This is a genomic window from Pseudomonas sp. LP_7_YM, assembly GCF_004364435.1.
In the GTDB taxonomy this organism is placed as follows: Bacteria; Pseudomonadota; Gammaproteobacteria; order Pseudomonadales; family Pseudomonadaceae; genus Aquipseudomonas.
This window is the reverse complement of sequence record NZ_SOCT01000001.1, coordinates 211,519-237,313: the sequence shown is the minus strand read 5'-3', so window position 1 is coordinate 237,313 and position 25,795 is coordinate 211,519. Positions and strand designations below refer to the sequence as shown.

Genomic DNA, 25,795 nt, shown 5'->3' with positions numbered 1-25,795 from the left:
AAGGAAATCTGGCCATGAGCGCCCGACGCGGCTGGAACATCAGTACCCGCACACAAATCCTGAGCCTTGGCCCGGCCTTGTTGCTGACCCTGTTGCTGATCAGCTTTTTCACCGTAGTGCGCATCCAGGACCTGCGTCAGGAACTGACCCATACCGGACAATTGATTGCCAACCAACTGGCCCCGGCTTCCGAATACGGCGTGATCGTCGGCAACGATGAGGTGCTGGAAAGCCTGATGAGGGCCACCATGAGCACGCCCCACGTGCGCTTCCTCGAAGTTCAGGACACCACGGGCAAGGTGCTGGTACACGTTGAGCAGGCGGCAGAAAGGGGTCAGTCCCGGCAAATGGAGATCTTTCAGGCGCCCATCCGGCTGCAGCAGATCAAGGCCGACAGCAGCCAGCAGCATGCAGATGACTCCACCAGCGTACCGGTCGAGGACTATCTGGGACGCGTGCTGGTGGGCATGTCCAGCGATGCTTTCAACCTGCGCGAACAGCAAATCCTGCTCAAGGCAGGCATCCTCGCGCTGTTCGCACTGCTGTTTACCTACATTCTGGCTCGGCGTCTGTCCCTGAGCCTGTCCCAGCCAATCAGCGCCATGAGCGATGCCGTCAAAGCCATCCAGCACGGTGATTACACCGTTCCCCTGCCGGTGGCGGACGATGCCGAACTGGGCGATCTGGCGCGACATATCAACAATCTGGCGCTGGGGCTGGAAAAAGCCAGTCGCGAACAGAAAAAAGCGATGGATGAGTTGATCAGAACCCGCGAGGAGGCGGAACGGGCCAACAGCGCCAAATCAGAGTTTCTGGCGATGATGAGCCATGAACTGCGCACGCCCATGAATGGCGTGCTAGGCATGCTGCAGTTGATGGAAACCACCCAAATGACCGAGGAGCAGGCTGAATATGCGGCCTTGGCGACCGAGTCCACAGAGCACCTGTTACGGGTGATCAATGACATTCTCGATTTCTCTCGTTTCGAACGCGATGCCCTGGAATTGGAGAACATTTCCTTCAACCTTGCCGACCTTATCGTGACCTCGGTACAGGCGTTTGCTCACAACGCTCAGCAGCGAGGCCTGGCGCTGGAACTGGACCTGCAACCGGGGCTGGATCAGCTGCGGGTCCTGGGAGACCCGACCCGAATCCGGCAGATCCTCGTCAACCTGATTGGCAACGCACTGAAATTCACGGAGTTTGGCAGCGTGCGGGTGGAAACGTCCTGGCAACAGCGAGAATCCCAGCGCATCTTCTTTACCTGCGCCGTGCGTGACAGCGGCATAGGCATCTCGGCGCAGTTGCTGGAATCGATGTTCGATGCGTTTCAGCAGGCCGACAATTCGATTTCCAGACGTTACGGCGGTACGGGGCTGGGTTTGCCTATTGCCAGAAATCTTGCCGAACGCATGGGGGGATCACTGCAGGCGCAGAGCAGCGAAGGAATAGGTTCGGTATTTACCTTGCGGATTCCGTTGCACCGAGTGCAACAAGAAGTCGCACTGCCCACGCATCATCCATCAGGCAATCTGGCTCATGGCCGCGATAGCTGCGTGCTGCTGGTCGAGGATAACCCGGTCAATCGCACGGTGGTGCAAGCCATGCTGCGCAGCATGGGTCTGCAGGTCAGCGTGGCGGACGACGGCGTGCAGGCGGTGAGCATGGCCAGTGCGGAAAAATTCGCCTTGGTCCTGATGGACTGCCGGCTGCCCGTCATGGACGGCTACGAGGCGACCCGCAGGATCCGCCAGCTCCCGGGCCTCGAAACGCTGCCGATTATCGCGCTGACCGCCAACGCCCGACACGGCGATCGGGACGTCTGTTTACAGGCAGGAATGAACGATTACCTCGCCAAGCCGTTCAAACGCACTGATTTACAGCAGGTTTTGCAGCGCTGGCTGACCTTTAAGCCACCTGCGACTGGCGATAAATGATAAATTGCGGCAGTCTTGTGGGCCGTGATCGACTCGCGCCCACGCGCGGACGCAAAATTTCAGTGCACAGGTGTACATTCATTTCGCCCGTGCTGTGACTTTCATTACAACGCAATAGTCTATGAGTAGGCTGCCAGCAGAGGCATTCTCGCTGGTCAGATTGGGTAAGTACTGCCACACCCTGCCGCACAGGATTATCGAGGAGCTCGCATGACCAGACAAAACGCCTTTACCCGGGAAGACCTGTTGCGCTGCAGTCGCGGCGAGCTGTTCGGCCCAGGTAACGCGCAACTGCCCGCCCCTAACATGCTGATGATCGATCGGGTCACCCACATCAGCGAAGAAGGCGGCAAGTACGGCAAAGGTGAATTGGTCGCCGAACTGGATATCTCCCCGGACCTGTGGTTCTTCGGCTGTCACTTCGAAGGCGACCCGGTGATGCCGGGCTGCCTGGGCCTGGATGCCATGTGGCAACTGGTCGGCTTCTTCCTGGGCTGGCAAGGTCTGCCGGGCCGTGGTCGTGCACTGGGTTCGGGCGAAGTCAAGTTCTTCGGCCAGGTTCTGCCCACCGCGAAAAAAGTGACCTACAACATTCAAATCAAGCGCGTCCTCAAGGGCAAGCTGAACCTGGCCATCGCCGACGGTTCGGTAACCGTGGACGGCCGAGAAATCTATACCGCCGAAGGCCTCCGCGTCGGCGTGTTCACCTCCACTGACAATTTCTAAGGGTATTCGCATGCGCCGCGTCGTTATCACTGGTCTGGGCATTGTTTCCTGCTTGGGCAATGACAAAGACACCGTTTCCGCCAGCCTGCGTGAAAGCCGCCCCGGCATCCGTTTCAACCCGGAATATGCCGAAATGGGTCTGCGTAGCCAGGTTTCCGGCTCGATCGACCTCAACCTCGAAGAGTTCATCGACCGCAAGACCTATCGTTTCGTGGGTCACGCTGCGGCCTATGCCTATCTGGCGATGCAGGACGCGGTCAAGGACTCGGGCCTGACCGAAGAGCAGGTTTCCAACCCGCGCACCGGTTTGATTGCCGGTTCCGGCGGTGCATCGACCCTGAACCAGATGGAAGCGCTGGATATCCTGCGTGAAAAAGGCGTCAAGCGCGTCGGTCCATACCGTGTGACCCGCACCATGAGCAGCACCGTGTCAGCCTGCCTTGCGACGCCGTTCAAGATCAAAGGCCTGAACTATTCCATCGCCTCTGCCTGCGCCACCAGTGCTCACTGCATTGGTACTGCCATGGAACAGATCCAGATGGGCAAGCAGGACATCGTGTTCGCCGGTGGCGGTGAAGAAGAACATTGGAGCCAGTCCTTCCTGTTCGACGCCATGGGCGCATTGTCCAGCAAGCGCAACGATACCCCGGAAAAGGCCTCCCGCGCCTACGACGCAGACCGTGACGGTTTCGTGATCGCCGGTGGTGGTGGCATGGTTGTGGTTGAAGAGCTGGAACACGCTCTGGCACGCGGCGCCAAAATCTACGCCGAGCTGGTCGGCTACGGCGCCACCTCCGATGGCTACGACATGGTCGCGCCAAGCGGCGAAGGCGCTATCCGCTGCATGCAGCAAGCGCTGTCTACCGTTGACGGCAAGATCGACTACCTGAACACCCACGGCACCTCGACTCCGGTCGGCGATGTCGCGGAAATGAAAGGTGTGCGCGAAGTGTTCGGCGAAAATGCGCCGGCCATCAGTTCCACCAAGAGCCTGTCGGGCCACTCCTTGGGCGCTGCTGGCGTACACGAAGCGATTTACTGCATGCTGATGATGGAAGGTAACTTCATGGCTGGCTCCGCCAACATTGATGAGCTGGACCCCCAGGTTGCTGATATGCCGATCCTGACCAAGACTCGCGAGAACGCCGAGATCAATCTGGTCATGAGCAACAGCTTTGGCTTCGGTGGTACCAACGCCACACTGGTGATGAAACGCTGGACCGGTCAGTAATCAGACCAGTCGCGAGATACAAAAAGGCGCCTCTTAAGGCGCCTTTTTCATGCGTCACGAAGCGTGCATCGCTTCGGCAACTGTGCATTATTCAACGAATACTTCGTCCAGCAAATCATGCATAGCCGTGAACGCACGCCTGGACACGGTCGGGTTATACATCTGCTTGCCCGGGTTGTTGGCGTGTACGTCCGTGAACGAGTGGAACGCGCCGCCGTAGCTCAGCAGTTGCCAATCGACATCGGCCGCATCCATCTCTGCTTCAAACGCAGGTAATTGCGCTTTGGGCACCAAGGGGTCGGACGCTCCGTGCAACACCAGCACTTTGCCCTGGATGTTCTTCGCACCGTCCGGGTTGGTGGTATCCAGAGTACCGTGAAACGATACCGCAGCCTTCAGCGGCGCGCCGGTACGTGCCAGCTCAAGCGCACAACACCCACCAAAACAGAACCCGAACGCCGCCAGGCGATCTGTATCCACCGCCGCAATGGACTGTCCGGTCAGTTGCTCAAGCGCGGCCTGCATGCGCTTGTTCAGCAATTGGCGATCGTTTTTCAACGGCATCATCGCCGCAGCCGCTTCGTTGCCATCTTCCGGGCGAACGTTCTGGCCATAAAGATCGACCAGCAGCACCACGTAGCCCTTGGCGGCCACTTCCCTGGCAATCTGCTCGGCGTCCTGGCTTACGCCCATCCAATTCGGCGCCATGACCAGCCCGGGAACGGCTTTCGCTCCCTCCGTGAAGGCCAGACGACTCTCGTAGCTCTGGCCGTCGATTTGATATACGACGGACTGCACACTGACGTTACTCATTGCTGACTCCTGCTTCCGGGAAATTAGGGATGTCCAATGACAAAACCCGCCGAAGCGGGTTTTGGCGTTTATCGACAGTTAAGCCGAGAGTTCGACCAGTAACTTGTTCAATCGGCGCACATAAGCAGCGGGATCCTTCAAGCTGTCGCCCGCAGCCAACGCAGCCTGGTCAAACAGAATATGTGACAGCTCGCCAAAGCGATCTTCACTCTGCTCGTTGTCCAGCTTGCCGATCAGTGGATGGGCCGGATTGAATTCGAAGATAGGCTTGGAATCCGGAACTTTCTGACCGCTGGCTTCCAGAATCTGACGCATCTGCAGACCCAGATCCTGCTCACCGATGGCCAGAATCGCAGGCGAGTCGGTCAGGCGATGAGAGACCCGCACTTCGCTGACGGCATCGCCCAGCGCAGCTTTCAGACGCTCGATCAGCCCTTCTTTATCTTTGGCGACTTCTTCCTGGGCTTTCTTGTCTTCTTCGGAGTCCAGCTTGCCCAAGTCCAGATCGCCCCGCGCCACATCGACAAAGCCCTTGCCGTCGAAGTCGCTCAGGTAGCTCATCAACCACTCGTCGATGCGGTCAGTCAGCAACAGCACTTCGATGCCCTTCTTGCGGAAGACTTCCAGGTGCGGGCTGTTCTTGACCTGTGCGTAGCTCTCGCCAGTGAGGTAGTAAATCTTGTCCTGACCTTCCTTGGCGCGAGCCAGGTAGTCGGTCAGTGCAACGCTCTGATCGCCGCTCTCGTCAGAGGTCGACGCAAAACGCAGCAGACCCGCGATTTTTTCCTTGTTGGCAAAATCTTCCGCCGGGCCTTCTTTCATGACCTGACCGAAGTTTTTCCAGAAGCCCTTGTATTCTTCCGGTTGGTTCTTCGCCAGTTTTTCCAGCATGTCCAGCACGCGCTTGGTCAGCGCCGACTTCATCGAGTCGATAATCGGATCTTTCTGCAGGATTTCGCGGGAAACGTTTAACGACAGATCATTAGAGTCGACCACACCCTTGATGAAGCGCAGATACAGCGGCAGGAACGACTCAGCCTGGTCCATGACAAACACGCGCTGCACGTACAACTTCAGGCCGCGCGGCGCTTCACGCTGATACAGGTCGAACGGTGCGCGGGCTGGCACGTAGAGCAGTGAGCTGTATTCCAGCTTGCCTTCGACCTTGTTATGGCTCCAGCTCAGCGGGTTCTCGAAGTCATGGGCGATGTGTTTGTAGAATTCCTGGTATTCCTCATCCTTCACCTCGGTGCGAGGACGCGTCCACAGGGCACTGGCGCGGTTGACGGTTTCCCACTCTGGCTCAGGTGCCGCTTCGCCTTCGGCGGCGGCCTGCTCTTTGGGCAGCTCGATTGGCAGCGCGATGTGGTCGGAGTATTTCTTGATGATGTTGCGCAAACGGTAGCCGTCGGCGAATTCGTTTTCGGCGGCCTTCAAATGCAACACGATACGTGTACCGCGCTCGGCCTTATCGACAGTCGCAACTTCGAAATCGCCTTCGCCTTTAGAAGACCAATGAACACCTTCACCGGCAGGAGTGCCTGCACGACGGCTGTACACATCGACCTTGTCAGCGACGATGAATGCGGAGTAGAAGCCCACACCAAACTGACCGATCAGGTGAGAATCCTTCTTCTGGTCGCCTGTCAGGTTTTTCATGAAATCAGCAGTACCAGACTTGGCGATGGTACCCAGATGGGTGATCACGTCGTCACGGTTCATGCCGATACCGTTGTCTTCGAGGGTGACGGTCTGCGCGTCCTTGTCGAAGCTCACACGTATCTTCAGCTCAGCGCCGCCTTCCAGCAGATCAGGCTTTGACAAGGCCTCGAAGCGCAGCTTGTCCACCGCGTCGGACGCGTTGGAAATAAGCTCGCGGAGAAAAATCTCCTTGTTCGAGTACAACGAATGGATCATGAGGTGCAGCAGTTGCTTCACCTCGGTCTGGAAGCCCAGGGTTTCCTTTTGAGTTTCCACACTCATGGTTATCAAACTCCAATCAGTCCACACAAATAGGGGTAGCCGCCCAGACACCCGGCTGTAACGGAGGCTGGACGGCGGGTTGTCATCAAGGTGGGGGCTGGACTGGAGATTTCAAGAGCGCGCCAGATAGCAGGGATCAATCTTCAGTGACCAACCGCTCATGCCGGCTCTTGGGTACGCGCCACTGCCCGAGCAAAATCGATTAATCACAGAAAGCGGGCGCTCAGCGTAACAAGCATGAAACAGATGTTTATTTATCGCAGGCAAACATGGAACTAACGTTATAAGGACGCGTTCGAAGGCTCGTAGATATTCAATAAGGAGAAACACCCCATGCGTAAGACTTTAGCCATTGCCCTCATGCTTTCTGCCACTTTGGGCCTCGCTGCCTGCGACAAAAAATCCGAGGATAAACAGCAAGATGCCAACAAGGCTGCTCAGCAGTCACAAGAGTCGATGCAAAAGGCTCAAGACAAAGTGAACGACGCCGCCAAGGAAAGTCAGGAAGCTGCCCAGAAGAATGCCGAAGCCGCTCAAGAGCGCGCCAAAGAGGCAAACGACCAAGCGCCTGCAACAACTAAGCAGTAAGTTCCAAAGTTTCCGAAAACAAAGCCCGCTTAAAGCGGGCTTTGTTTTTTTCTGCGCAAGTAAGCGACGACGAGAAATTCACCCCGCCAACGCCACCATTGTCCCTCAGGCGATAGCTTTGCTGCGTTGATGCAGCACTTGATCCACCAAAAAGGCGGCAAAGAGGGTAAGTAATGAAGGGATTAGCCAGGCAAGCCCCTGCTCGCTCAAGGGCAGATCGGTCAGGATTCGAGGCAGGTTTTCAGAGTATCCAGCAGCTTTCGTCGCGTCAATGATGCCGACCAACAATGACATCAACATCACCGGCGCAACGATACGACCCTGAACATGCCAGAAGCCCTTGCAGAAACTCAGCGCCACCAGCGCAATGCAAGGTGGGTAGATCGCAGTAAGCACCGGGATCGAAAAGTGGATCAGATTGGTGAGCCCCAGGTTGGACACCAGCAATGAGAAACCAGCCAGCAGGACCACCAGCACCTTGTAGGACAGCGGCAACAGACGGCTGAAATACTCGGCACAGGCGCAGGTCAACCCCACCGCTGTTACCAGGCAAGCCAGCGAGATCAAAACGGCAAGGAAGGCGCTGCCCATGGTTCCGAACGTGTGCTGGACATAAGCATGGAGCACGATGGCGCCGTTGCCAGCCCCGGCCGCCACCGAGCTGCTGCCAGAACCCAACCGGAACAGGCTGATGTAGACCAGCGCCAGGCCCACCCCAGCGATCAGACCGGCAATGATGGCGTATCGCGTGATCAAACGCGGCGAATCGATTCCCCGGGAGCGAATGGCGTTTACGATCACGATGCCAAAGACCAGCGCACCTAAGGTATCCATTGTCAGGTAGCCGTTGATGAACCCTTGGGAGAACGGCGCAGCCGCGTAAGCGGGCTCTGCAGTACCGACCTCACCAACGGGCAGCACGAAGGCGGCAATACCCAATATGGCCAACGCAACGATTTTCAGAGGTGCCAGAAAGCGCCCGACCGTGTCCAGCAAGCGGCCCGGATACAGCGAAATCCAGAACACCAGCAGAAAATACACAAGGCTGTAGAGAAACAATGCCAGCGGGCTTTCACCGGTGAGCGGCGCAAGGCCGACTTCGAACGAGACGGTAGCGGTGCGCGGTGTCGCGAACAGCGGGCCGACGGACAGATAACACACCGCAGCAAGCACGGTTCCGGCAACCTTGCCGATCGGACTGCTCAGGGCATCCATGGCGCCACCGACCTTGGCCAGCGCGATAACAGTCACCACAGGCAAGCCTACCGCCGTCACCAGAAAGCCAAGCGCCGCCATCCACACATGCGGACCGGCCTGCAAGCCAACGATGGGGGGGAAAATGATATTGCCTGCGCCTACGAATAACGCGAACGTCATGAAACCCAGCGCCAGAATGTCTTGGCCTTTCAACACTTTCATCAAGGAAACCACACTGCTGAATCGGAATTAAGAAGAGGATTTCCCGAAGGGTCGAGGGAAATGCTACCCGTTCTTTTAAAACAGGCCCGTTAGGTGCGAAGGCTCCTTGTGAGGGCCGACCACGCAAAATGGCGGCTAGCCTACCCTATTTCCCGCACTAATACAGGGCGGCTCGACCGGTAACGCACGTTACTGTCGCATTTCGGAAAGGTCCTACAAACATAGCCCGAGCCTGAAGGGGTACTGGTTCGCCAAAACGACAATAGCGGCGGATCACATAAGAATGCGTTGGCCGACACACTGCGCTCGCTGCCGTCTTCATGTCCGACCGCCCCGATGCGTTCGGGCCGAACCACAAACTTTCGATTATTTTTCAGGATCACAGAACCGTAAAAACACAAAAGCCACCCTAAGGTGGCTTTTGTCACTCAAGCAATGATCAGACGGCGATCAAGCCTTCTTCACTTCCCAACCCGTCAGCTCAGCCAGGGCCTTGCCGATGTCTGCCAGAGAACGCACGGTTTTAACGCCTGCGTCCTGCAGCGCAGCGAATTTCTCGTCTGCAGTACCTTTGCCGCCGGAAATAATTGCACCTGCATGGCCCATGCGCTTGCCTGGAGGAGCAGTCACACCGGCGATGTAGGAAACGACGGGCTTGGTCACGTGTGCCTTGATGTAGGCAGCCGCTTCTTCTTCAGCCGAACCGCCGATCTCACCGATCATGACGATCGCTTCGGTCTTCGGGTCTTCCTGGAACAGCTTCAGGATGTCGATGAAGTTGGAGCCCGGGATCGGGTCACCGCCAATACCGACGCAGGTGGACTGCCCGAAACCGGCGTCAGTGGTCTGTTTCACAGCTTCATAAGTCAGGGTGCCCGAACGCGACACGATACCGACTTTGCCTGGCAAGTGAATGTGACCTGGCATGATGCCGATCTTGCACTCGCCTGGCGTGATGACGCCTGGGCAGTTAGGCCCGATCAGGGTAACACCCAGTTCGTCGCACTTGACCTTGGCATCCAGCATGTCGAGGGTAGGAATACCCTCGGTGATGCAGATGATCAGCTTGATGCCGCCGAAAGCAGCTTCCAGGATCGAATCCTTGCAGAAAGGAGCCGGAACGTAGATGACCGAAGCGGTAGCGCCAGTTTTTGCAACAGCTTCAGCAACAGTGTTGAACACCGGCAGGTTCAGGTGAGTGGTGCCACCTTTGCCTGGGGTCACGCCGCCAACCATTTTGGTGCCGTAGGCAATGGCTTGCTCGGAGTGGAAAGTACCTTGCGAGCCGGTGAAGCCCTGGCAGATAACTTTGGTGTCTTTATTGATCAGGACGCTCATTATTTGCCCTCCGCAGCTTTGACGACTTGTTGAGCAGCGTCGGTCAAGCTGGTAGCAGCGATGATGTTCAAACCGCTTTCTGCCAGTACTTTAGCGCCCAGGTCAGCGTTGTTGCCTTCAAGGCGGACAACGACCGGGATTTTCACGCCGACTTCTTTCACCGCGCCGATGATGCCTTCGGCAATCATGTCGCAACGAACGATGCCGCCGAAGATGTTGACCAGCACTGCAGCGACGTTGGTGTCGGACAGGATGATCTTGAAGGCTTCGGTCACGCGCTCTTTGGTAGCACCACCACCTACGTCGAGGAAGTTGGCTGGCTTGCCACCGTGCAGGTTGACGATATCCATGGTACCCATGGCCAGGCCAGCACCGTTGACCATGCAACCGATGTTGCCTTCCAGTGCCACGTAGTTCAGTTCGAACTTGGCAGCGTGGGCTTCACGTGGGTCATCTTGCGATGGGTCGTGGAAAGCCTTCAGCTTTGGCTGACGGTACATGGCGTTGGCGTCGATATTGATCTTGGCATCCAGGCAGTGCAGATCGCCGTCAGCCTTGATCACCAGCGGGTTCACTTCCAGCAGCGCCAGGTCGTGGTCCTGGAACAGCTTGGCCAGGCCCACGAAGATCTTGGCGAACTGAGCAACTTGCTTGCCTTCCAGACCCAGCTGGAATGCCAGATCGCGACCCTGGAATGGCTGTGCGCCAACCAGTGGGTCGATAGTGGCCTTGAGAATCTTCTCAGGCGTGTCGTGAGCGATTTTCTCGATGTCGACGCCACCTTCGGTGGACGCCATGAATACGATACGACGGCTCGAACGATCGACTACAGCGCCCAGGTACAGCTCTTTGGCGATGTCAGTGCAGGATTCAACCAGGATCTTGGTGACTGGCTGACCATTGGCATCAGTCTGGTAAGTGACCAGACGCTTGCCCAACCACTGTTGGGCGAACGCAGCTGCGTCTTCCTTGCTGCGAACCAGCTTGACGCCGCCCGCTTTACCACGACCCCCTGCGTGAACCTGGGCTTTGACGACCCACTCGGTTCCGCCGATCTTGTCGCAGGCTTCCGCTGCTGCTTCGGGGGTGTCTACTGCGTAGCCTTTGGATACTGGCAGGCCGTACTCAGCGAACAGCTGCTTACCCTGATACTCGTGAAGATTCATGCTTATTACCGTCTTCGTTAGGTACTGCGCATTCGGTGCTGCTCGTCTAAGCGGGCCGCACCACCTGTGACCGCTTCTCCCGGCAGATCCCTTGCCTGCACCTCAGGTGCCGGTTCGAAATCCGCCGGGAGTTCGAGTCCAACGGACCTTCCGCGGCAGGTCTTGCGAACAAGACCCGCGACGGGCGCTCCGTCGTGGTTTTTCTTAGCGTTTCTTCTTGTTCTGGATGTGGATGGCGCCGCCATTCACAGCCAGAGCAGCTTCGTGCAGTGCTTCAGACAGCGTCGGGTGGGAGAAGACCATCATGCCGATGTCTTCGGCACTGGTGCCGAACTCCATACCGATCGCGCCCTGCTGAACCAGTTCTGCCGCGCCAGGACCAATGACGTGTACGCCCAGTACGCGGTCGGTCTTGGCATCAGCAATAACCTTGACGAAACCGCCAGTGTCGTTGGCTGCCATGGCACGACCGCTTGCCGCGAAGGGGAAGCTGCCGACGTTGACTTCGACGCCTTCGGCCTTCAGGGTCTGCTCGGTCTTGCCGACCCATGCGATTTCCGGGTGGGTGTAGATAACCGAAGGGATCAGGTCGTAGTTCATCTGGGTCTTGTGACCCTTGATGCGCTCGACAACCATGATGCCCTCTTCCGAGGCTTTGTGCGCCAGCATCAGGCCCCTAACCACGTCACCAATGGCATAGACACCAGGAACGCTGGTTTCGCACTGATCGTTGACGAAAATGAAGCCGCGCTCGTCGATATCGACACCGCTGTCGGAAGCCAGCAGATCAGTCGTCACAGGGCGGCGGCCTACAGCAACGATCAGACGGTCGAATGTGATGTTCTGCTCACCGTCTTTGTCGGTGTAGTTGACGACCACTTCGTTGCCGTTGACTTTCGAGCCGGTCACACGTGCGCCCAGCTTGATGTCCAGACCCTGCTTGGTGAAGGTCTTCTGCGCTTCCCTGGAAACGGCTTCGTCAGCGGCGGGCAGGAACTTCTCCAGTGCCTCCAGAACAGTGACCTTGGAGCCCAGACGCGACCATACCGAACCCAGTTCCAGGCCGATGACGCCGGCACCGATTACGCCAAGGCGTTCAGGCACAGTCTGGAATTCCAGAGCGCCGGTGGAGTCAACGATGACGTTCTGGTCGACCGGAGCCGGAGGAATATCGATCGGACGCGAGCCGGAAGCCAGAATGATGTTGTCGGCTTCGATGACTTCGGTGGTGCCGTCCGGCTTGGTCAGTTCGACTTTCTTGCCGGCCAGCAGTTTGCCGTGGCCTTGTAGAGAAGTAACGCCGTTGGCTTTGAACAGGCTGGCAACGCCACCGGTCAGGCCTTTGACGATCTGCGACTTGCGGCCAACCATGGCCGCCACGTCCATTTTCACGTCGGATACCGAAATGCCATGAACGTTGAACTGGTTCTTGGCTTCGTAGAACTTCCAGGAGCTGTCCAGCAGCGCCTTGGACGGTATGCAACCGACGTTCAGGCAGGTGCCGCCGAGAGCGAGCTTGCCCTCTTTATCCTGATATTTCTCGATGCAGGCAGTCGTAAGACCAAGTTGCGCGGCCTTGATGGCGGCAACATAACCGCCAGGTCCTGCACCAATCACTACCAAATCGAATTTCTGAGACATAAAAAAGAGTTCCTCTATAGCTGCGAGCTTCGAGCTGCAAGCTACAAGCTTATCTGCGATGACCTGCTGATTCGGCTTGCGACTTATTCATTGGATGCGAATTACGGACCGCAAGCTGCACGCCGACCTGCTTCTATCTTGAAGCTTGGGGCTTGCAGCCTGCAGCTGCCTCATCAGATATCCAGCAACAGACGAGCGGGATCTTCCAGCAGGTTCTTGATAGTGACCAGGAATGTCACAGCTTCTTTGCCGTCGATCAAGCGGTGATCATAGGACAGAGCCAGGTACATCATGGGACGGATGACAACCTGCCCGTTGATTGCCATCGGGCGCTGAACAATGTTGTGCATGCCCAGGATGGCCGCTTGTGGCGGGTTGACGATCGGGGTCGACATCATCGAACCGAACGTACCACCATTGGTGATGGTGAAGGTGCCACCGGTCATCTCGTCGATGGACAGTTTGCCGTCTCGGGCCTTTTTGCCGAAGGTGGCAATGCCGCCTTCGATTTCAGCCAGGCTCATCTGCTCGGCGTTACGCAGAACAGGCACCACCAGACCACGGTCGCTGGACACTGCAACGCCGACGTCGGCATAACCGTGGTAAACGATATCGGAACCGTCGATCGAAGCGTTGACCGCAGGGAAACGTTTCAGCGCTTCGGTGGCCGCCCTGACGAAGAACGACATGAAGCCCAGACGCACGCCGTTATGGCTCTTCTCGAACAGGTCCTTGTACTTCGAACGCAGCGCCATGACTTCAGTCATGTCGACTTCGTTGAAAGTGGTGAGCATGGCCATCGTCGACTGAGCTTCGACCAGACGCTCGGCAACCTTGGCACGCAGACGGGTCATTGGAACGCGCTTCTCGGTGCGGTCGCCAGCAGCGAATACAGGCGCGGCAGGGGCCGGAGCAGCAGGCTTGGCAGCAGGTGCGGCCGGAGCGGATTTCTTCGCCTCGATGGCAGCAACTACGTCTTCCTTGGTCACGCGACCGTCTTTACCAGTGCCCTTGATGCTGGACAGGGCAATGCCGTTTTCTTCTGCCAGCTTGCGAGCAGCCGGAGCACCGATGGCGTCCTCGTCGCCTGCAGCGGGAGCGGCAGCAGCTGCGGCAGCCGGAGCAGTAGAAGGCGCTGGCGCAGCCGCAGGGGCGGCCGACGCGGTAGCGCCGGCGTCCAGGGTCGCGATCAGTTCGTTGGACAGGACGGTGTCGCCCTCGCCCTTGACGATGGATGCCAGCACGCCATCTGCTTCGGCCAATACTTCGAGGACCACCTTGTCGGTCTCGATATCAACCAGCAGCTCGTCACGCTTCACCGCCTCGCCCGGCTGTTTGTGCCATTTGGAAATGGTGCCGTCGGCAACGGATTCCGGGAAAGAGGGGGCTTTGATCTCAATAGCCATTGTCTGTAATTCCTTAATTCGGTTTCTAATGCGCGAAGGCGTTAAACAGTGAACGCGTCTTTCAGCAGTTTTTCCTGCTGTTCGGCGTGCATCGAAGCGTAACCACATGCAGGAGCCGCAGAAGCATCACGGCCGGCGTACTCGAGAACGAGATTGCGGTTGTGATTGCCGATGCTACGGCGCAAGTGATGCTGGCTGCTGTACCAGGCGCCCTGGTTCATCGGCTCTTCCTGACACCAGGCCACGTTGGTCAGATTGGTGTACGACGCAATGGCGTCCATCAGGTCATCTTCCGGGAACGGGTAAAGCTGCTCAATACGCACGATAGCGATATCTTCGCGGCCTTCGGCACGGCGTTTTTCCAGCAGGTCGTAGTAGACCTTGCCACTGCAGAGCACCAGACGCGTCACCTTGGCCGGATCGAGGGTTTCGATTTCCGGAATGACAGTTTGAAACGAGCCTTCGGCCAGATCTTCCAAGGTTGAGATCGCCAGTTTGTGGCGTAACAACGACTTCGGCGTGAGCACGATCAGCGGCTTGCGCAACGGACGAATCACCTGACGGCGCAGCAGGTGGTAGATCTGAGCCGGGGTGGTCGGTACACACACCTGAATGTTGTGCTCAGCGCACAGCTGCAGGTAACGCTCGAGACGTGCTGACGAGTGTTCGGGGCCCTGACCTTCGTAGCCATGTGGCAGCAGCATGGTCAGACCGCACAGACGGCCCCACTTGTGCTCGCCGCTGGTGATGAACTGGTCGATCACGACCTGCGCACCGTTGGCGAAGTCACCGAACTGGGCTTCCCAGATCACCAGCGCATTTGGCTGAGTGGTCGAGTAGCCGTATTCGAATGCCAGCACCGCTTCTTCCGACAGGAACGAATCATACAGGTCAAAGCGAGGCTGACCGGCATACAGATTCTGCAACGGCACGTAGGTGGCGGCGTCTTTCTGGTTGTGCAGCACGGCATGGCGATGCGAGAACGTACCGCGACCCACGTCCTGCCCGGTGATACGCACCTGGTGACCCTCGAACGCCAAAGTGGCGTAGGCCATGGTTTCGGCGTAACCCCAGTTGATCGGCAGGCCACCGACTTGCATCTTCTGGCGGTCCTCGTAGATCTTCTGGACCTGACGCTGAACCACGAAGCCTTCCGGCAGCTCCATCAACTTGGCTGACAGTTCCTGCAGGGTCTTGAGGTCGAATCGGGTATCATGACGGGCAGTCCAGGCATGGCCCAGATACGGGCGCCAGTCGACGAACAGTTCCTTGTTCGGCTCTTTGACCAGGCTTTTTACCACGTGCATGCCGTTGTCCAGCGCGTTGCGGTACTCGTCGACCTTCGCCTGAGCGGCGGCGGCATCGAGGATACCGGAAGCAGCCAGAGAATCGGCATACAGCTCACGGGTCGTGCGCTGCTTGGAGATCTGCTGATACATCAACGGTTGAGTACCGCTCGGTTCGTCAGCCTCGTTATGGCCACGACGACGGTAGCAGACCAGATCGATCACCACGTCTCGCTTGAACTGCATGCGGTAGTCGATAGCCAGCTGGGTCACGAACATGACGGCTTCCGGGTCATCACCATTCACATGGAGAATCGGCGCCTGGATCATCTTGGCAACGTCGGTCGCGTACTCGGTCGAGCGCGCATCCAGCGGATTGCTGATGGTGAAACCCACCTGGTTGTTGATCACGATATGGATCGTGCCGCCAGTCTTGAAGCCGCGGGTCTGCGACATCTGGAAGGTTTCGAGCACCACACCCTGACCTGCGAATGCAGCATCACCGTGGATGGAGATCGGCAGCACTTTTTCGCCAGTGGCATCGTTGCGGCGGTCCTGACGGGCGCGCACGGAACCTTCCACCACAGGAGACACAATCTCCAGGTGGGACGGGTTGAACGCCATCGCCAGGTGAACTTCGCCACCTGTGGTCATCACGTTGGATGAGAAGCCCTGGTGGTATTTGACGTCACCGGAGCCCAGTTCGACCTTCTTCTTGCCCTCGAACTCGTCGAACAACTCGCGAGGGTTCTTGCCAAAAGTGTTGACCAGCACGTTCAGACGACCGCGGTGGGCCATGCCGATGACGACTTCCTTGGTGCCGTAGGAACCGGAACGCTGGATCAGCTCGTCCAGCATCGGGATCAGGCTTTCGCCGCCTTCCAGACCAAAACGCTTGGTGCCCGGGTATTTGGTCCCCAGGTACTTTTCCAGACCCTCGGCCGCAGTGACGCGCTCAAGCAGATGGCTCTGAATGTCGGCGGGATAAGCTGGACGGCCGCGCACGCTTTCAAGGCGCTGCATGAACCAGTTGCGCTGATTGGAATCGACGATGTGCGTGAACTCGGCGCCGATGGTGCGGCAATATGTCTTCTGCAACGCGTCAACGATTTCGCGTAGGCTCGCCTCCTCCTTGCCGATGAACAGGTCGCCGGCACGGAAAGTGGTATCGAGGTCAGCGTCGGTCAGGCCGTAATGGTTGATCGACAGGTCAGCTGGCGCAGTACGCTTCCACAAACCCAGAGGGTCGAGTTGCGCACCCTGATGGCCGCGCATACGGAACGCCTGGATCAGTCGCAGCACCTCGACTTGCTTCTTCTCGTGTTCGCTGCTCACGCTACCGGCGGAGACCGGCTGAGCGCGGCGCTGGTTTTTTCCCAGCAACACGAAATGATCGCGAACCGTAGAGTGCGATACATCGGTGGCAGTGCTGCCGTCAGCCGGCAACGTCTGAAAGTAGGTGCGCCACTCTTCTGGCACAGCGTTAGGGTCGTGCAGGTAGAGCTCGTAGAGCTCTTCCACATAGGCAGCGTTACCACCGGAAAGGTGGGCGCTGTTCCACATGCGCTGCATCACGCTTTCTTGCATGCTTGGTCACCCTCGGTTAGGGGACACCACCGGCGTCGACACTCAAGCAACATTTGAAAGTCCATGCAGCGACTGTATCAAGTCGCTGACTGCACCCAGTCGCCGAGGATCACGCAGATAGTCCGGGTACCAGCCCGGATGCCCCTGCTGGTCTCATTTCTTCAAAATAAGAGCCGCAGCCACATGACCGCTGCTCAGGTTAAAACTACGGCGCCGGTTGAAGCCTGCGCCGCAGCGTTTGCGGGTACAACAGTTTCAAATACCGCTATGCATCAATGCTACGGGTGCAACGAATATCAGACACCGCTGGTGAGAAGCATGCTGCGAACGTGACCGATAGCCTTGGTGGGATTCAGGCCTTTGGGGCAGACACTCACGCAGTTCATGATTCCGCGGCAACGGAACACACTGAACGGGTCATCGAGCGATGCCAGGCGTTCCTGGGTCTTGGTGTCACGGCTGTCGGCCAGGAAGCGGTAGGCTTGCAGCAGCGCAGCCGGACCGAGGAACTTGTCAGGGTTCCACCAGAACGAAGGGCAGGAAGTCGAGCAGCAAGCGCACAGGATGCACTCATACAGACCATCCAGCTTCTCGCGCTCTTCAGGCGACTGCAGACGCTCGATGGCCGGAGCCGGCGTATCGTTCTGCAGGAAAGGCTTCACCTTCTCGTACTGCTTGTAGAAGATGCTCATATCGACGACCAGGTCACGAATGACCGGCAAGCCAGGCAGCGGACGCACCACCAGCTTGTTGTTCTTCACGACAGCAGACAGCGGCGTGATACACGCCAGGCCGTTCTTGCCGTTGATGTTCATGCCGTCGGAACCGCAAACGCCTTCACGGCAAGAGCGGCGATACGAGAAGCCTTCGTCCTGCTCCTTGATCAGCGCCAGCACGTCCAGAACCATCAGGTCCTTGCCACCGGTGTCGACGTCGAACACCTGGGTCTTGGGCGCTGTGTCGATATCAGGGTTGTAGCGATAAACTTCAACTTTCAACATGGCAGCCACCCTTAATAAGTCCGAATCTTTGGTTCAAAAGTCGGAACAGTCTTTGGTGAGAAGTTCACGGCACGCTTGGCTACGCGCTTTTCACCCGGGAAATACAGGGTGTGGCACAGCCAGTTTTCATCGTCGCGATCTTCGAAGTCCTCACGGGCGTGAGCGCCGCGGGACTCTTTACGCACTTCAGCAGCGACTGCAGTGGCCTCGGCAACTTCCAGCAGGTTCTGCAGCTCCAGCGCTTCAATACGCGCGGTATTGAAGCCCTGAGACTTGTCGTTGATCTTGACGTTGGCGATACGACCACGCAGGTCAGCCAATTGCTCGATGCCTTTCTGCATGTATTCGCCGGTGCGGAACACGCCGAAATAGTTTTGCATGCAGTTTTGCAGCTCACGACGCAAGGTGGCGACGTCTTCGCCATCGGTGCGCTCATTGAGGCTGTTCAGGCGACTCATGGCGACGTCGATATCCGTGTTGCTGGCTTCGGCGTACTCGATACCGTCAGTGAGCGCTTTTTCCAGATGCAGACCGGCCGCGCGACCGAACACCACCAGGTCGAGCAACGAGTTGCCACCCAGGCGGTTGGCACCGTGAACCGATACGCACGCCACTTCGCCTACCGCGAACAGGCCAGGAATGATCTGATCCTTGCCTTCAGCGTTTTGGGTCATGGCCTGGCCATGAATATTGGTGGCTACACCACCCATCATATAGTGACAGGTCGGAACCACAGGCACTGGCGCAATGACTGGATCGACGTGAGCGAACGTCTTGGACAGCTCACAGATACCTGGCAGACGGCTGTGCAGCACCTCTTCGCCCAGGTGATCGAGTTTCAGCATCACGTGGTCGCCGTTAGGACCGCAACCGTTACCCGCGATGATTTCCTTGACCATGGAACGCGCCACGACATCACGACCCGCGAGGTCCTTGGCATTCGGAGCATAACGCTCCATGAAACGCTCGCCATGCTTGTTGATCAGGTAACCGCCTTCGCCGCGGCAACCTTCAGTGACCAGTACACCTGCGCCGGCAATGCCGGTTGGGTGGAACTGCCACATTTCGATGTCCTGAACCGGTACGCCTGCACGCAGCGCCATGCCGATACCGTCCCCGGTATTGATCAACGCATTGGTGGTGGAGGCATAGATGCGGCCAGCGCCGCCTGTGGCCAGCACAGTCGCCTTGGCGCGAATGTACATGGTTTCGCCGGTTTCGATGCAGATGGCAATCACGCCCACGAACGCGCCATCCTGGTTCTTCACCAGGTCAACAGCGTAATACTCATTCAGGAAGGTGGTGCCTGCTTTCAGGTTACCCTGATAAAGCGTATGCAGCAGAGCGTGACCGGTACGGTCGGACGCGGCACACGTACGTGCAGCCTGACCGCCCTTGCCGAAGTCCTTGGACTGGCCACCGAACGGACGCTGGTAGATACGGCCGGTCTCGGTACGCGAGAACGGCAGCCCCATGTGGTCCAGTTCGAAGACCGCAGCCGGGCCTTCCTGACACATGTACTCGATAGCGTCCTGGTCACCGATGTAGTCGGAACCCTTGACGGTGTCGTACATGTGCCAGCGCCAATCATCGTTCGGGTCGGCCGAAGCAATGGCGCAGGTAATGCCGCCCTGTGCGGACACAGTGTGCGAACGGGTCGGGAAGACCTTGGTGACGACAGCGGTCTTGTGGCCGCCCTCGGCCAGCTGCAATGCAGCACGCATGCCTGCACCGCCGCCACCGATGATAATGGCATCGAATGAGAGTGTATTAATGTTAGCCATGAATCAGATACCCCAAAGAATCTGCACACCCCAGACGAAGTACGCGAACATCGCAATGCCGCAAACCGCCTGGAAAAGGAAACGCACAGCCAGTGCAGACTTGCCCAGCGCCATCGGCGTCAGGTAGTCGGTCGCGATGGTCCACATGCCAACCCAGGCGTGAGCGCTCAGGGCAACAAGTGCCAGCAGGCTGAAGATGCGCATTCCGGTATGGGAGAAGAGAGCGTGCCACGCGGCGAAATCAATGCCAGGGTGCGCGATCAGGTATCCGATCAGGAAAATGAAATAAGCCGCGAGCACGACAGCAGAGACGCGTTGCGCCATCCAGTCGTAGAGGCCCGAACGAGACAGGTTTGTGACGTTGGTTACCATATCCATACTCCTGCCAGAACAATTATCACCACCGAGATGACGATAACGATTTTCGAGCCTAGCTTGCCGCCTTCCAGCGTCTCGCCGATACCCGCATCCATGATCAGATGACGGATGCCCGCCACCAGGTGATAAAGCAGGGCGGACAGGAGACCCCAGATCACAAGCTTGGCCAGAGGACTGGTCATACACGCTTTCACCGCGGCGAAGCCTTCCTCGGAACTTAGCGACTTGTCCAATGCGTAGAGCATGATGGCAATGCCGACAAAGAGGATGACACCGGAGATGCGATGAAGAATGGACGTGTAAGCAGTGACAGGGAGTTTGATGGTCCTTAGGTCTAGGTTTACAGGTCGTTGGCTTTTCACGGCTTTTTTTCACACTGAAGAGCCCTAACAATCAGGGCAAAGTTGTTGGGAAGTGCACTGGTCAGGTACCCACTACCCACGAAGTGACGACCCCCAGAAAAGCAGGCCTGAAAGCCCTTGGCGGTCGGACGCCGAGTATAGACAGTTAGCCAACTAATGACAACGCACCCACCCTTCCCTAATGGCGGATTGTGCAAGCGGAATAAAAGGCGTAAACGGCAGGGAATTTCGAGGAAACCGCTGGTTAAACCCCTCTTCCACAACACTTTTGGCAAATTGACTTTAGAATTTATCTCACTATAGTGATGCGGGCCCTGCGTGGGGGGCCTGTCTGATGATTTGAAGCATAATTAGGAGGCCACATGGCTGACAAAAAAGCGCAGTTGATCATCGAGGGCGCAGCCCCCGTCGAGCTGCCCATACTGACCGGCACAGTTGGTCCCGATGTAATCGATGTACGCGGCCTGACCGCCACCGGACGCTTCACATTCGACCCAGGCTTCATGTCGACCGCCTCATGCGAATCCAAGATCACCTACATCGACGGTGACAATGGCATTCTGCTGCACCGCGGCTACCCGATCGAACAGCTGGCCGAGCAATCGGACTACCTGGAAACCTGCTACCTGCTGCTCAACGGCGAACTGCCGACCGCCGAGCAGAAAGCCCAATTCGTCGTCACCGTGAAGAATCACACCATGGTGCACGAACAGCTCAAGACGTTCTTCAACGGTTTCCGTCGCGACGCCCACCCGATGGCCGTCATGTGCGGCGTTGTCGGTGCCCTGTCGGCGTTCTACCACGACTCGCTGGACATCAATAACCCGCAGCACCGGGAAATCTCCGCGATCCGTCTGGTCGCCAAGATGCCGACCCTCGCCGCGATGGTTTACAAATACTCCATGGGCCAGCCCATGATGTATCCGCGCAACGACCTCAGTTATGCGGAAAACTTCCTGCACATGATGTTCAACACGCCATGCGAGATAAAACCGATCAGTCCGACGCTGGCCAAGGCGATGGACCGGATCTTCATCCTGCACGCCGACCACGAACAGAACGCGTCGACTTCCACCGTGCGTATGGCCGGCTCTTCGGGCGCCAACCCGTTCGCCTGTATCGCCGCCGGTATCGCTGCGCTTTGGGGCCCTGCCCACGGCGGCGCCAACGAAGCCGTACTGACCATGCTCGATGAAATAGGCGATGTTTCGAACATCGACACGTTCATCGCCAAGGCCAAGGACAAGAACGATCCGTTCAAGCTGATGGGCTTCGGTCACCGGGTCTACAAGAACCGTGACCCACGCGCCACCGTGATGAAACAGACCTGTGACGAAGTGTTGCGCGAGCTGGGTATCACCAATGATCCGCAATTGGAGCTGGCAATGCGCCTGGAAGAGATCGCGCTGACCGATCCGTACTTCATCGAGCGCTCGCTGTACCCGAACGTCGACTTCTACTCGGGCATCATTCTCAAGGCGATCGGCATTCCGACCAGCATGTTCACCGTGATTTTCGCACTGGCGCGTACCGTCGGCTGGATCTCGCACTGGAAAGAAATGCTCTCCAGCCCGTACAAGATCGGTCGCCCACGCCAGCTGTACACCGGCGAAGTGTCTCGGGACATCGTTCCGCTTGCACAGCGTAAGTAAGTAACTGCACCGCGAGCGACACCGAAAACAAAAGGCTGCCAGTGGCAGCCTTTTTTCATTCTCCTAAGAACTGTATCGGTCACCCGATCACTTTTCCGCTCTTTCCCTAAGCGTTTTCAAGGTATTGAAGGGTGCGTCCACGACGAACTTGTTGGCGACCCAAGACGGCACGCTGCCGCCCGGTTCGGTATGCACCTGATAGGTGATCTCAGTAAGGTTCGGGCCTTTCGGGATAAGCTTCCAGAAGCCTTCGACCTGCGCGACTCGCACAAAGCCTTTCTCTTCCGGTATGTAGCGGGGCTGGCCGAGAAGTGTGCGAGTCAGACTACCGTCTGCCCCTTCAACCGTAGTGATCTGCAGGACCGAATCGCGCGGCGTGACGGGCCATGGCGTGTTGAACTGGGTGTAAGTCCAGGTCTTGTCGCCCTCATGCTTAAGGATCTTCTGCGATTTGCACTCGTGAATCCATGTACATGCGCCCGCAACGTCCTCCTGCAATTTCCGCAACGTGGCGATGCTGGCCTTGACCGTTGTCACGCCTTGATAGGCTTTGTACTGAGAGCCTGCGACTTCACTAAGCGAGACCTTGATACCGTCTTCGTCTTTGGCGACTTTCCAGTCATCGGCCTGGACAGCGCCAGCAACAAGTACAGCCATGCCCATTCCAAATGCAATTCGGTACAGCGAACCCATATCTTATTCCTTATTGTCTGAAGTTCAGAGGCAGAACAGATGCCGTGCAGTGCAGATTCAGGCCGCCCTATCATTCAACAAGCGACGCAGGTGGCCTGCTCCCACCAGCCAATCAAGCGAACGGCTTCCTCGGAACTTTCACCACAGACTTCGCGATCCGCCGAAAAGCTGCTGCATACCGCCGGTCGATCAGGCTCGCCGAAGATCAGGCACAGCAAGTCGACGGAAAGCTGCACGCAGCGCTCGCCTGCAGACTTGCCCTGCGGCATGCCTGGAATCGGCGAGGAAATCGAAGGTGCAATGCAGCAAGCGCCACAGCCCGGACGGCATTCCATGGAAACATTCTCACAGGAGATGGTGGGAGGTGACCGGATCTTACCCGCTTAAACGCACGTTTGAAAACGACTGCTTTGGGCGGGAAGGAACGGTTATTACTGCTTGAACTTGAAATCAAGGGCGGCGCCCTCGACGTCCTTGCGCGAATCGTTACGCAATTGGAGCTGCATTTCGTTGCTCAACAAACGCCCTTGAAGCTGGAAGTCCGAATCGCTTTCAGCGTCAGGGAACATCTTTGGCAATAGGGGTTTGGCCCCGGCTGCCGGGCTCCTGGGTTTTGAGGCCGCAGTGATGACGCCTGGTGGCGGGGCCAATTGCTTGACCATTTCCGGCGGCAGGCTCAAGTCCAAGGCAGCCTTGGGCAGGTGAGTGTCCCTTACGACTTTGGATGCAGCTTTGCTCTTGCTCGCGACCGGTGCGCGGTGCGCGATCTCGGCATTATCCGCTTTGACCTTGGCTGATTTAGCGTTGGCGCTTGCAGTCTTTTGCTCGCTAGCTGCTGCATGAGGAGGATCTGACCTGCTTGCAGCAACCACCGGCACCACCGACATATTAGGTTTTAACGCATGCACCTGCGCAGCAGCCTGGGACGCCTTTTCAGACGACGGCTCAACAGGCGTAGCTGTTTGAGCCGGCTTGGTCACCGACGTTTCGACAGATAATTGCGCCGCTACTTTTGAAGGCGGAGCCGGGTCCTTGCCAGCATCGCAAGCGCTCAGCAACACCATCAGAAGCAAACTGATCCTACGAAGTGATTTCATAATCGAACGGCAGAATAATAGGCAGAAGCCATATGCTGGCTCTTTGCATGGCCGCTGACAAGTAAATGCCTGCAGCGACCCCCTCAACTGATAGAAAACATCCCTCGCACGGAGTTCACCATGCCTGACCGGTGTCCTGGCAGAGTTGCTTGGCGAGCATCCCAAGCGTCATCAAGGCCCTTTCCGCCTCCCGATTCCATGGCAACCCGCAGTTAAGGCGTATGCAATGATTGAATTGCTCGGTATTGCTGAATATCAGCCCCGGCGCAATGCTGATCCCCTGCTCTAGTGCGCGCACGTGCAACTCTTGCGTATTGACCCGCCCAGGCAAACTGATCCAGAGGATGAACCCGCCAGCGGGCCGGCTGATTTGCGTACCTTCGGGAAACATCTGCTGCACGGCCAGCTGAAAGGCACTGAGATTCTTGCGATGCTCCTGACGGATATAGCGCAAGTGCCGATCATAGCCGCCATTTTCGAGGTAGGACGCTACCCCCATCTGCGTCACGCTGCACGCCGAGTGAGTGCTGAACGTCTGCAACCGCTGAATCTCCGCCTGGTATTTACCGGCGATCATCCAGCCGATCCGTACACCCGGAGAGAGCGTCTTGGAAAAGCTCGAACAGTAGATCACCCGCCCCAGGCGGTCGAACGCCTTCAGCGCTTTGGTCTTGTTTTGCTCGTACATCAATTCGCCGTAGATGTCGTCTTCGATGACTTGAATGTCGAAATCCGACGCCAGCCGCAGCAAGTGCTTCTGCCGCTCCTCAGGCATGGTACTGCCCAGCGGATTGCTCAAGCGCGAGGTCATGACCAGCGCCTTGATCGACCACTGGTTCGCCGCCAGCTGCAACGCCTCAAGGCTGATCCCGGTATTCGGATCGCTGGGAATCTCAATGACCTTCAAGCCCAGCAGGTCCGCCAGTTGCAGCAACCCATAATAGGTCGGCGATTCGGCAGCGATCAGGTCGCCAGGACGGGTAAGCACGCGCAGGGACATCTGCAGCGCATCGACGCATCCGTGGGTGATCACCACTTCCGACGGATCCACCACGACGCCAGCGTCACGCATGCGGATCGCTACCTGGCGCCGCAATGGCTCAAAGCCAGGGCTGAACATATAGTTGAAAGCGCGAGGGCTCTGGAATCGCGTAACCTTGGCCAACTGCTGGTGCAACGCCCGCAGCGGCAAATAATCGATGTGAGGCACCGCGGCACCGAACGCGAAAACTCCCTCACGCCGCGCCTCTACCAGCACTTGTTGAATAATGCTGGCGCGCGTGACAAGCCCAGGCCGTTCGACCCGCGCTATGTCAGGCGTGGGCGCAGTCAGCGCTGGCGTCTGGTGAACGTAATAACCGGACTGGGGACGTGCGCGAATCAGGCCCTGATCTTCAAGATTGGCGTAAGCCTGAAGCACCGTTGCATGGCTTACGTTGAGCTGGGAACTCATTTTTCGTACGGAAGGGACGCGTTCGCCAGGCTGATAAACACCGCGACGAATGTCTTCGGCCAACTGCTGGGCGATACGTTGGTACAGCAGAAGACTGGTCATCGGCGTCCCCTCCATTGCGCATAGGCGAAGGCAATCTGAAATGTGCGCGATTATCGCGCTGAAGAGATCACCAGAACAGTTTGCAAGTGTACTGGGACAGTTACTGCATCGGCCAGTGGTTCTCGTTCTGCTAAAAAACTTCAGAAGCTATA

The 25,795-nt window shown here is 57.6% G+C and carries 21 protein-coding genes; 5 read left to right on the top strand and 16 right to left on the bottom strand.

What is annotated here, in order from left to right; genetic code table 11:
- Positions 1-14: 14 nt before the first annotated feature.
- The 3 genes from EC915_RS01130 to fabB all read left to right on the top strand — a co-directional run bounded on the left by EC915_RS01130 (position 15) and on the right by fabB (position 3,894).
- Complete coding sequence (locus EC915_RS01130; RefSeq protein ID WP_133748689.1) at positions 15-1,937, top strand: response regulator; 1,923 nt, start codon at positions 15-17, stop codon at positions 1,935-1,937.
- Between the two features lie 210 nt (positions 1,938-2,147).
- Positions 2,148-2,663 (top strand): 3-hydroxyacyl-[acyl-carrier-protein] dehydratase FabA, encoded by a 516-nt coding sequence (fabA, locus tag EC915_RS01125; protein WP_133748688.1) that lies wholly within the window; start codon positions 2,148-2,150, stop codon positions 2,661-2,663.
- 10 nt (positions 2,664-2,673) lie between these two features.
- A complete protein-coding gene (gene fabB / locus EC915_RS01120; RefSeq protein ID WP_133748687.1) occupies positions 2,674-3,894 on the top strand; it encodes a beta-ketoacyl-ACP synthase I in 1,221 nt (406 codons plus the stop codon).
- An 87-nt stretch (positions 3,895-3,981) separates the two neighbouring features.
- Here the strand turns inward: fabB and EC915_RS01115 are convergent, their stop codons facing one another.
- The gene (locus EC915_RS01115; protein WP_133748686.1) at positions 3,982-4,707 is read right to left on the bottom strand and encodes a dienelactone hydrolase family protein; all 726 of its coding nucleotides are present in this window, start codon (positions 4,705-4,707) and stop codon (positions 3,982-3,984) included.
- A 78-nt stretch (positions 4,708-4,785) separates the two neighbouring features.
- Positions 4,786-6,690: a molecular chaperone HtpG gene (gene htpG, locus EC915_RS01110; protein WP_133748685.1), complete on the bottom strand. Its 1,905-nt coding sequence runs from the start codon at positions 6,688-6,690 to the stop codon at positions 4,786-4,788.
- Between the two features lie 333 nt (positions 6,691-7,023).
- Here htpG and EC915_RS01105 point away from each other — a divergent pair, with 333 nt between their 5' ends.
- Positions 7,024-7,278, top strand: coding sequence for a hypothetical protein (locus EC915_RS01105; RefSeq protein ID WP_133748684.1), 255 nt, complete (start codon positions 7,024-7,026; stop codon positions 7,276-7,278).
- Between the two features lie 105 nt (positions 7,279-7,383).
- Here the strand turns inward: EC915_RS01105 and brnQ are convergent, their stop codons facing one another.
- From brnQ to sdhC, 10 genes are all read right to left on the bottom strand, one after another.
- The gene (gene brnQ, locus EC915_RS01100; protein WP_133748683.1) at positions 7,384-8,697 is read right to left on the bottom strand and encodes a branched-chain amino acid transport system II carrier protein; all 1,314 of its coding nucleotides are present in this window, start codon (positions 8,695-8,697) and stop codon (positions 7,384-7,386) included.
- A 450-nt stretch (positions 8,698-9,147) separates the two neighbouring features.
- A complete protein-coding gene (sucD, locus tag EC915_RS01095) occupies positions 9,148-10,035 on the bottom strand; it encodes a succinate--CoA ligase subunit alpha (RefSeq protein ID WP_133748682.1) in 888 nt (295 codons plus the stop codon).
- Positions 10,035-11,201, bottom strand: a complete 1,167-nt coding sequence (gene sucC, locus EC915_RS01090; RefSeq protein ID WP_133748681.1) for an ADP-forming succinate--CoA ligase subunit beta — start codon at positions 11,199-11,201, stop codon at positions 10,035-10,037. Before sucC ends, sucD begins: the two co-directional genes overlap by 1 nt.
- 204 nt (positions 11,202-11,405) lie before the next feature.
- Positions 11,406-12,842, bottom strand: coding sequence for a dihydrolipoyl dehydrogenase (gene lpdA, locus EC915_RS01085; RefSeq protein WP_133748680.1), 1,437 nt, complete (start codon positions 12,840-12,842; stop codon positions 11,406-11,408).
- A 173-nt stretch (positions 12,843-13,015) separates the two neighbouring features.
- Entirely contained in the window at positions 13,016-14,248 is a 1,233-nt protein-coding gene (gene odhB / locus EC915_RS01080) for a 2-oxoglutarate dehydrogenase complex dihydrolipoyllysine-residue succinyltransferase (RefSeq protein ID WP_133748679.1), read from the bottom strand.
- Between the two features lie 41 nt (positions 14,249-14,289).
- Positions 14,290-17,121 (bottom strand): 2-oxoglutarate dehydrogenase E1 component, encoded by a 2,832-nt coding sequence (locus EC915_RS01075; protein WP_133748678.1) that lies wholly within the window; start codon positions 17,119-17,121, stop codon positions 14,290-14,292.
- A gap of 296 nt (positions 17,122-17,417) precedes the next feature.
- Entirely contained in the window at positions 17,418-18,122 is a 705-nt protein-coding gene (locus EC915_RS01070) for a succinate dehydrogenase iron-sulfur subunit (RefSeq protein WP_133748677.1), read from the bottom strand.
- An 11-nt stretch (positions 18,123-18,133) separates the two neighbouring features.
- Entirely contained in the window at positions 18,134-19,906 is a 1,773-nt protein-coding gene (sdhA, locus tag EC915_RS01065) for a succinate dehydrogenase flavoprotein subunit (RefSeq protein WP_133748676.1), read from the bottom strand.
- Positions 19,907-19,909: 3 nt separating this feature from the next.
- Positions 19,910-20,278 (bottom strand): succinate dehydrogenase, hydrophobic membrane anchor protein, encoded by a 369-nt coding sequence (sdhD, locus tag EC915_RS01060; protein ID WP_133748675.1) that lies wholly within the window; start codon positions 20,276-20,278, stop codon positions 19,910-19,912.
- Positions 20,272-20,646: a succinate dehydrogenase, cytochrome b556 subunit gene (sdhC, locus tag EC915_RS01055; RefSeq protein WP_133748674.1), complete on the bottom strand. Its 375-nt coding sequence runs from the start codon at positions 20,644-20,646 to the stop codon at positions 20,272-20,274. The genes sdhD and sdhC overlap by 7 nt, the downstream gene beginning before the upstream one ends.
- 362 nt (positions 20,647-21,008) lie before the next feature.
- On the opposite strand from sdhC, the gene gltA reads away from it, so the two are divergent.
- Positions 21,009-22,298, top strand: coding sequence for a citrate synthase (gltA, locus tag EC915_RS01050; RefSeq protein ID WP_133748673.1), 1,290 nt, complete (start codon positions 21,009-21,011; stop codon positions 22,296-22,298).
- Between the two features lie 87 nt (positions 22,299-22,385).
- Here the strand turns inward: gltA and EC915_RS01045 are convergent, their stop codons facing one another.
- From EC915_RS01045 to EC915_RS01030, 4 genes are all read right to left on the bottom strand, one after another.
- Entirely contained in the window at positions 22,386-22,991 is a 606-nt protein-coding gene (locus EC915_RS01045) for an START domain-containing protein (protein ID WP_133748672.1), read from the bottom strand.
- A gap of 74 nt (positions 22,992-23,065) precedes the next feature.
- Positions 23,066-23,326, bottom strand: coding sequence for a YkgJ family cysteine cluster protein (locus EC915_RS01040; protein WP_133748671.1), 261 nt, complete (start codon positions 23,324-23,326; stop codon positions 23,066-23,068).
- Positions 23,327-23,422: 96 nt separating this feature from the next.
- Positions 23,423-24,055, bottom strand: a complete 633-nt coding sequence (locus EC915_RS01035; RefSeq protein WP_305955373.1) for a translation initiation factor 2 — start codon at positions 24,053-24,055, stop codon at positions 23,423-23,425.
- A 148-nt stretch (positions 24,056-24,203) separates the two neighbouring features.
- Positions 24,204-25,643: a PLP-dependent aminotransferase family protein gene (locus tag EC915_RS01030; protein ID WP_133748669.1), complete on the bottom strand. Its 1,440-nt coding sequence runs from the start codon at positions 25,641-25,643 to the stop codon at positions 24,204-24,206.
- Between the last annotated feature and the right edge of the window lie 152 nt (positions 25,644-25,795).

What these genes read in the sequence shown, in the direction of transcription:
- sdhA (WP_133748676.1), bottom strand. Translation starts at nt 19,906, where the DNA reads ATGGCTAACATTAATACACTCTCATTCGATGCCATTATCATCGGTGGC.
- EC915_RS01030 (WP_133748669.1), bottom strand. Translation starts at nt 25,643, where the DNA reads ATGACCAGTCTTCTGCTGTACCAACGTATCGCCCAGCAGTTGGCCGAA.
- EC915_RS01130 (WP_133748689.1), top strand. Translation starts at nt 15, where the DNA reads ATGAGCGCCCGACGCGGCTGGAACATCAGTACCCGCACACAAATCCTG.
- fabB (WP_133748687.1), top strand. Translation starts at nt 2,674, where the DNA reads ATGCGCCGCGTCGTTATCACTGGTCTGGGCATTGTTTCCTGCTTGGGC.
- fabA (WP_133748688.1), top strand. Translation starts at nt 2,148, where the DNA reads ATGACCAGACAAAACGCCTTTACCCGGGAAGACCTGTTGCGCTGCAGT.
- sucD (WP_133748682.1), bottom strand. Translation starts at nt 10,035, where the DNA reads ATGAGCGTCCTGATCAATAAAGACACCAAAGTTATCTGCCAGGGCTTC.
- EC915_RS01115 (WP_133748686.1), bottom strand. Translation starts at nt 4,707, where the DNA reads ATGAGTAACGTCAGTGTGCAGTCCGTCGTATATCAAATCGACGGCCAG.
- sucC (WP_133748681.1), bottom strand. Translation starts at nt 11,201, where the DNA reads ATGAATCTTCACGAGTATCAGGGTAAGCAGCTGTTCGCTGAGTACGGC.
- sdhD (WP_133748675.1), bottom strand. Translation starts at nt 20,278, where the DNA reads ATGGTAACCAACGTCACAAACCTGTCTCGTTCGGGCCTCTACGACTGG.
- EC915_RS01070 (WP_133748677.1), bottom strand. Translation starts at nt 18,122, where the DNA reads ATGTTGAAAGTTGAAGTTTATCGCTACAACCCTGATATCGACACAGCG.
- odhB (WP_133748679.1), bottom strand. Translation starts at nt 14,248, where the DNA reads ATGGCTATTGAGATCAAAGCCCCCTCTTTCCCGGAATCCGTTGCCGAC.
- EC915_RS01105 (WP_133748684.1), top strand. Translation starts at nt 7,024, where the DNA reads ATGCGTAAGACTTTAGCCATTGCCCTCATGCTTTCTGCCACTTTGGGC.
- gltA (WP_133748673.1), top strand. Translation starts at nt 21,009, where the DNA reads ATGGCTGACAAAAAAGCGCAGTTGATCATCGAGGGCGCAGCCCCCGTC.
- EC915_RS01035 (WP_305955373.1), bottom strand. Translation starts at nt 24,055, where the DNA reads ATGGTGTTGCTGAGCGCTTGCGATGCTGGCAAGGACCCGGCTCCGCCT.
- EC915_RS01045 (WP_133748672.1), bottom strand. Translation starts at nt 22,991, where the DNA reads ATGGGTTCGCTGTACCGAATTGCATTTGGAATGGGCATGGCTGTACTT.
- lpdA (WP_133748680.1), bottom strand. Translation starts at nt 12,842, where the DNA reads ATGTCTCAGAAATTCGATTTGGTAGTGATTGGTGCAGGACCTGGCGGT.
- EC915_RS01040 (WP_133748671.1), bottom strand. Translation starts at nt 23,326, where the DNA reads ATGGAATGCCGTCCGGGCTGTGGCGCTTGCTGCATTGCACCTTCGATT.
- brnQ (WP_133748683.1), bottom strand. Translation starts at nt 8,697, where the DNA reads ATGAAAGTGTTGAAAGGCCAAGACATTCTGGCGCTGGGTTTCATGACG.
- EC915_RS01075 (WP_133748678.1), bottom strand. Translation starts at nt 17,121, where the DNA reads ATGCAAGAAAGCGTGATGCAGCGCATGTGGAACAGCGCCCACCTTTCC.
- htpG (WP_133748685.1), bottom strand. Translation starts at nt 6,690, where the DNA reads ATGAGTGTGGAAACTCAAAAGGAAACCCTGGGCTTCCAGACCGAGGTG.